The following is a 6,105-nucleotide window of genomic DNA, read 5'->3' as shown; positions in this document are numbered from 1 at the left end:
GCGCGAAAGCGCGGCCCGCCCACCTGCATAGGCTGGGGCCGGGAGGTAAATCTCCCGGCCCCAGTCGCTTTCCGCGAGTGTGGAGGACACGATATCCTCCGCCATGACGCGGATCAGTGGCTTCAGCTGTCTTCCTTGGGCGTCAAGTGCATCATGATCTCGATGGAGTCCATGAACTGGCCCAGCGACTTATTGAACTTTTCGTAGTCGGTGTTCTGGTATTCTTCGCCGACGCGGCCTACCGCGACGTTGACGAAGGACACCTGGTTGTGGAACACCAGCATGGCGGCCGTCTTGATGACGGGAACGAAGCCGCGAATGGTGATGGAACCGGCCTCGGGGATGGCGAGGATCTCGTCGGGGGAGGAGATCTGGATGATTTCGTCGTCGACCAGAATCTCGGGATTGTCGGCGTTTTGGGAGACGTCGCGCATGTAGGGGTAGACACCGCGTACGCCCTTGAGCAGGGTCTCCCACGAGACGCGGTAGGTGAGATTAAAGGTGGAGCGAATCCAGCCGGGTTCTTCGGTGAAGCCGATCAGAAGCATGGCGCGTCCTGTCGTCGATGATGTATATGTGATCGGCATCCTATCAGAGTGGTTGGTTGGCCGAGTGCGAGGACAAGTGATAGACGCGAGCGGCCCCGTACTTGTCGCTATTGGTGAAAGGACACCATCGCGTCATGCGCGTCAGTAGTGGGCGTCCTTACGCGGATAGGTTATAAGCACGCGGATAGGTTACGAGCATGTGGATAGGTTAATAACCTATCCGTATCTGCATAACCTATCCGCAAACGCACAACCTATCCGCATGAGCGAGCGTCACCGGGAAAGGTCACCTATGTGCCAGCCCTCCGCGGGCCGCGTCGATTGCCGCCTTCGCCGTCTTCAGGTCGAGGCCGGTGCGGTCCTTGTAGTTCTTGACGGCGTTGATCATCCTGCCGTCGGCGATCAGCTGGATCTCCACCGCGTTCAGTTCCGGGAGCGAGGCTGAGGCCGGGGAAGAGGTAGCAGGAGCCGGGGTGGGGGCTGCTGCCTCGAACGTGGGGGAGGAGGACCCGGCGAGAGCCGTGACCCCAGCGTCCGCGTAAGCGGCGCGCAGTCGCGCCTCGAGGTTCGCGACCTGTTCCTTCAGCTGGCGGTTCTCAGCGCGTAGCTCCTCGATTTCGGATGCCTGACCAAACCACTTACCCACGTGTTGCCTCCTTGAGAGAAATACCTTGGCGGAAACAATCCTATCCGCGTGCGGTGGGCAAGGGGCCTTCCGCTCGCGATGCGCTCAGAGCGCGAGGGGAGGTGATGCGCGCGAGGAGCCCCGGCCTCGTCGATGAATCCAGAATTGCTAAAACGCGCCGTGACCGGCGGAACAAGCCGCCCGCGCGACCCAGCCCGGTAAAATAGCGAAGACACTGTGAGTAGCGGAGGAAACATGGCAGGCGAATCGTTCTTTGGACAAGACCCCACCCACGACGAGCAGGGCGGCATCCCGGCCGACCTGATCCCGTACCTGGAAGCGGCCGACGAAGTCGAAGACACGGAGGCGGGGGAGAGCGTCGACCCTCAGGCTGAGGAGAGCGAACGCGAGGCCGCACTGCGCGCCCTCGTCGAGAACTCACTGCTGCTGGGCCCCGACCCCTCGGTCCTCGCCGAGATCGAGGGCGAGGTGGACGAGGACTTCGCCGATGACGCGGCGGAGGCACGTGACGAGCGCGCCTCCCACGAGGCCGCGTTGGCTAAGGCCGAGGATGAGGTCGCCCTCGACGCTCGCGTGCAGGAGATCTACCAGTCCATCGTCGCACGCGCCCCCGAGCACGACATCGACCCCACCCTTGACCGCGTCAAGCTCGCCCTGGACATCCTCGGCGACCCGCAGAACTCCTACCCGTCGATCCACATCACGGGCACGAACGGCAAGACGTCCACGTCGCGCATGATCGACTCTCTGCTGAGTGCTTTTGGCATGAAGACGGGCCGCTTCACGAGCCCGCACCTGCTCGACGTGCGCGAACGCATCTCGCTGGAAGGCCACCCGATCACGCGTGAGGGCTTCGTGCGCGCCTGGGAGGATATTGCCCCGTATGTCGGCATGGTCGACGAGCGCAGCCAGGAAGAGGGTGGCCCGCGCCTGTCCTTCTTCGAGGTCTTCACGATCATGGCGTACGCGGCCTTCGCTGACTACCCGGTTGATGCGGCCGTCGTCGAGGTTGGCATGGGCGGGCGCTGGGACGCTACGAACGTCATCGACGCAGGCGTCTCCGTCATCACGCCGATCGCCCTGGATCACACGAAGTGGCTCGGCTCCACCATTGAGGAGATTGCCCACGAGAAGGCAGGCATCATCAAGCCCGGCCAGGTCGTCGTCATTATGAAGCAGGAGGAGGAAGTCTTCGACATCCTCCTCGAGCAGGCGCACGCTGTCGACGCGATCGCGCGCGTCGAGGGCCGTGACTTCGAGGTCGTGGATCGTCAGATGGGCGTGGGCGGACAGATGGTTACCATCCGCACGCCCTCCGCGGTCTACGAGGACGTGTTTGTCCCGCTGTTCGGGCAGTATCAGGCGCATAACGCCGCAGCGGCGCTCGTGGCCGTCGAGGCCTTCATGGGCGGGCGCGGTCTGGACGGCCGCATCGTCGAGCAGGGTCTCATGAACGCTTCTAGCCCGGGTCGCATGCAGGTCGTGCGTCATTCGCCCACGATCATCGTGGACGCCGCGCACAATCCCGCGGGTGCGGCCACCCTGCGCGAGGCCGTGGAATCCTCCTTCGCCTTCGCGCGGATCGCGGGCGTGTATGCGGCGATGGGAGACAAGGACGTCGAGGGTGTCCTGTCCGAGGTCGAACCGTTCATCGATCACCTTGTCGTGACCCAGATGCCGGGAGAGCGTGCCGCAGATGTTGCGCGCTTGGCTGAGATCGCAGGGGAGGTCTTCGGTCCCGATCGGGTAGATGTGCGCGAGTCGCTCGCCGACGCGGTCGATCGTGCAGCGGAGATTGCCGAGGCCGGGGCCGAGCCCGCAGATCGCAGCGGAGTTCTCGTGTTTGGCTCGGTCATGCTGGCTGGCGAAATGCTGGCCCTCGCTGGCCACTCTCCGCGCTAGGATGTCATCCAACCGTGGCGGCCGCATCGTGGCGGCCGCCACGGTTGGGAAATCGTGCTCGATGGTGGCACGATTGATCATGCGTACAAGTACAGATGAGCAATGTCGCAAGGAGGCACCATGAAGAAGCTCGTCAATGATGTTCACGCCGTCGTTCGCGAAACCCTCGAAGGTTTCGCCCTCGCCCACCCTGACCTCGTCGATGTCCACTATTCGCCGGATTTCGTGACCCGGCGCGCCCCCAAGGCCGAGGGCAAGGTCGGCCTCGTCTCCGGTGGTGGATCCGGACACGAGCCCCTGCATGCGGGTTTCGTCGGTGAAGGCATGCTGGACGCGGCCGTACCCGGCGCGGTTTTCACCTCGCCCACCCCTGACCCGATTCTGGAGGCCACGAAGGCCGCCGATCACGGCGCGGGCGTCCTGCACATCGTCAAGAACTACACGGGCGACGTCCTCAACTTTGAGACCGCCGCCGAGCTGGCCGACATGGAGGACATCAAGGTTTCCACGGTCGTTGTCAACGATGATGTGGCCGTCGAGGATTCCCTCTACACGGCGGGTCGCCGTGGCGTCGCCGGCACCATCTTCGTGGAGAAGATCGCGGGCGCCGCGGCAGAGCGCGGAGACTCCCTCGAGGAAGTCACGCGGATCGCAACCAAGGTCAACGATCAGACTCGCTCTATGGGCCTGGCCCTGGGGCCCTGCACGGTGCCCCATGCTGGTAAGCCCTCCTTCGAGCTGGGCGAGGATGAGATTGAGCTGGGCATCGGTATCCACGGTGAGCCCGGATACCGCCGCGGTGCGATGGAAAGCGCCGACGCTCTCATCGCCGAGCTCTACGAGCGGGTGCGCGAAGATCTCGGCCTGAGCGAAGGTGAGCGCGTCGTCGCCCTGGTCAACGGCATGGGTGGCACCCCCATTTCCGAGCTCTACATCTGCTTCCGAGCACTCGCCGCCCTCCTGAAGAAAGACGGCATCGAGATTGCTCGCCAGATGGTCGGCAACTACGTTACCAGCCTGGAGATGCCCGGCGTCTCCGTGACCCTCATGCGCGCCGACGACGAGCTCCTCGAGCTCTTCGACGCACCCGTGAACACGGTCGCCTGGAAGTAAGCAACGAGGCAGGACAAGGAGAATCACAATGAGCCTAGATGCAGCGTGGGCACAGCGGTGGATCGAGCTGGCGGCGGCAGATATCGCCGAGCAGCGCGACTATCTGGTGGACCTGGACCGAGCCATCGGGGACGGCGACCACGGCGAGAACATGGATCGCGGCTTCAAGGCCGCGCTCGAGGCGCTGAGTCAGGCCCAGCCGGGCAGCGTCGCTGAGGTGCTCAAGACCGTCGCCAAGACGCTCATGTCCACGGTCGGCGGCGCCGCCGGGCCCCTGTACGGGACCGCGTTCCTGCGCGCATCGAAGGCCGCCGGTGACGGCGAGCTGGACGGCGTCGGCGCTGCCGCAGTGATCGCGGGCGCGCTCGAAGGGATTCAGGCGCGCGGCAAGGCCACCACGGGCGAAAAGACCATGGTGGACGCGTGGACACCCGCGCTCGAGGCAGCCCGCGCAGCCGCTGAGTCCGGTAGCGACGCGGCCGCCGTCTTCGAGGCAGCCGCCACCGCCGCCGAGGCCGGCGCAGCCTCCACCGAGCCGATGCGGGCCACGAAGGGACGCGCCTCCTACCTGGGAGAACGCTCCATCGGCCACCTCGACCCGGGCGCCGTCTCCACCTCCCTCATCCTGCGAGCCGCCGCGCGCGCGGCGGGCGAGGGCGGCGCAGCATGAGCGTGCGCGTCTCTTATGTGATCGTCTCTCACTCTGCCTCCCTGGCCTCCGGCGTGTGCGAGCTCGCCACCCAGATGGCCCCCGACGTTCACTTCGAGGCTGCCGGAGGCACGGACGACGGCCGCATCGGCACGTCCTACGACCGCGTGGAGGCAGCACTCGAGGCAGCCCTTGCGGCCGTGGACGGGGACGGCAGCGGCGTCATCGTCCTGACCGACCTGGGCTCGGCCACGATGACCGTCGAATCCGTCATCGACATGAGCGACGAGCCCGAACGTATTCGCTTCGTCGACACCTGCCTCGTCGAAGGGGCCGTCGCATCCTCCGTGCGCGCCCAGCTCGGCGAAGATCTCGACCAGGTCGCCGACGTTGCAGCCGCGCTGGCCCCCCGCGTGGACGACGTACCCGCCCAGGAGGCACCCAGCCCCGCTCCCGCGCAGCCGAGCGGGGGAGCGGGAGGGGCCACGGCCTCGTCACTGTGGGCGCAAGGGGACGCGGTCGTCGCGGACCCCGTCGGACTGCACGCACGCCCGGCCGCTGCCTTCGTGCGCCTGGCGGGCACCTTCGACGCTGAGGTCACTGTCAACGGGGCGGATGGCGGGTCAGTCCTCGAGCTCATGGCTCTGGGGATCACCCAAGGTCAGAGCGTCCACATCGAGGCCAATGGGGCAGATGCCACAGCCGCGGTGGCAGCGCTGACAGATATGCTTGAAAGCGCAACACCGCAACCGCCAGAATCAAAGGAGACAATGTGAGCGCTAAGAGTGTTCTGCTGGAGCCCCAGCACCTTCTCGACCCCACCCTCGAGCACACCCTCATCGTCGTCAAGCCCGACGGCTACGCCCGCGGCCTGACCGGTGAGATCCTGCGCCGCATCGAGGCCAAGGGTTACACGATCAAGGGCCTCAAGCTCATGGTCGCCTCCCGCGAACTGCTTGCCGAGCACTACGCCGACCACAAGGACAAGCCCTTCTTCGAGGGCCTCCTGGAGTTCATGAGCTCCGGCCCGGTTGTCGCCATCATCGTCGAAGGCCAACGCGTCGTTGAGGGCATGCGCGTCCTCATGGGCTCGACCGACCCGACGACGGCTCCCGCGGGCACGATCCGTGGCGACCTTGGTCGCGCATGGAACAGCCCCCACATGGAGAACCTGATTCACGGTTCGGACTCTGTGGACAACGCAACGCGCGAAATCTCCCTGTGGTTCCCGGAGATTTACTGAGTCA

Annotated in this window: 7 protein-coding genes; 5 read left to right on the top strand and 2 right to left on the bottom strand. The window is 65.4% G+C overall.

Annotated elements, in window-relative coordinates:
- Positions 1 to 122: 122 nt before the first annotated feature.
- Together QP415_RS01260 and QP415_RS01255 are read right to left on the bottom strand one after the other, a co-directional pair.
- The gene (locus QP415_RS01260) at positions 123 to 548 is read right to left on the bottom strand and encodes a hypothetical protein (RefSeq protein WP_048677621.1); all 426 of its coding nucleotides are present in this window, start codon (positions 546 to 548) and stop codon (positions 123 to 125) included.
- A gap of 286 nt (positions 549 to 834) precedes the next feature.
- Positions 835 to 1,194 (bottom strand): 50S ribosomal protein L7/L12, encoded by a 360-nt coding sequence (locus QP415_RS01255; protein WP_065422124.1) that lies wholly within the window; start codon positions 1,192 to 1,194, stop codon positions 835 to 837.
- Positions 1,195 to 1,428: 234 nt separating this feature from the next.
- On the opposite strand from QP415_RS01255, the gene QP415_RS01250 reads away from it, so the two are divergent.
- From QP415_RS01250 to ndk, 5 genes are all read left to right on the top strand, one after another.
- On the top strand, positions 1,429 to 3,096 hold the full coding sequence (locus QP415_RS01250) for a bifunctional folylpolyglutamate synthase/dihydrofolate synthase (RefSeq protein WP_285098097.1): 1,668 nt from the start codon (positions 1,429 to 1,431) through the stop codon (positions 3,094 to 3,096).
- A gap of 120 nt (positions 3,097 to 3,216) precedes the next feature.
- Positions 3,217 to 4,209: a dihydroxyacetone kinase subunit DhaK gene (gene dhaK, locus QP415_RS01245; RefSeq protein WP_016461822.1), complete on the top strand. Its 993-nt coding sequence runs from the start codon at positions 3,217 to 3,219 to the stop codon at positions 4,207 to 4,209.
- A 28-nt stretch (positions 4,210 to 4,237) separates the two neighbouring features.
- A complete protein-coding gene (gene dhaL / locus QP415_RS01240) occupies positions 4,238 to 4,879 on the top strand; it encodes a dihydroxyacetone kinase subunit DhaL (protein ID WP_048677626.1) in 642 nt (213 codons plus the stop codon).
- Complete coding sequence (gene dhaM / locus QP415_RS01235; RefSeq protein ID WP_048677628.1) at positions 4,876 to 5,634, top strand: dihydroxyacetone kinase phosphoryl donor subunit DhaM; 759 nt, start codon at positions 4,876 to 4,878, stop codon at positions 5,632 to 5,634. The genes dhaL and dhaM overlap by 4 nt, the downstream gene beginning before the upstream one ends.
- On the top strand, positions 5,631 to 6,101 hold the full coding sequence (ndk, locus tag QP415_RS01230; RefSeq protein ID WP_285098093.1) for a nucleoside-diphosphate kinase: 471 nt from the start codon (positions 5,631 to 5,633) through the stop codon (positions 6,099 to 6,101). The genes dhaM and ndk overlap by 4 nt, the downstream gene beginning before the upstream one ends.
- The last annotated feature ends 4 nt before the right edge of the window (positions 6,102 to 6,105 follow it).

This window comes from Pauljensenia sp. UMB3104 (assembly GCF_030217285.1).
Lineage (GTDB): Bacteria > Actinomycetota > Actinomycetes > Actinomycetales > Actinomycetaceae > Pauljensenia.
The sequence above is the reverse complement of the archived record's forward strand: the minus strand, read 5'-3'. Positions and strand labels throughout refer to the sequence as shown.

What these genes read in the sequence shown, in the direction of transcription:
- QP415_RS01250 (WP_285098097.1), top strand. Translation starts at nt 1,429, where the DNA reads ATGGCAGGCGAATCGTTCTTTGGACAAGACCCCACCCACGACGAGCAG.
- QP415_RS01260 (WP_048677621.1), bottom strand. Translation starts at nt 548, where the DNA reads ATGCTTCTGATCGGCTTCACCGAAGAACCCGGCTGGATTCGCTCCACC.
- dhaL (WP_048677626.1), top strand. Translation starts at nt 4,238, where the DNA reads ATGAGCCTAGATGCAGCGTGGGCACAGCGGTGGATCGAGCTGGCGGCG.
- dhaK (WP_016461822.1), top strand. Translation starts at nt 3,217, where the DNA reads ATGAAGAAGCTCGTCAATGATGTTCACGCCGTCGTTCGCGAAACCCTC.
- dhaM (WP_048677628.1), top strand. Translation starts at nt 4,876, where the DNA reads ATGAGCGTGCGCGTCTCTTATGTGATCGTCTCTCACTCTGCCTCCCTG.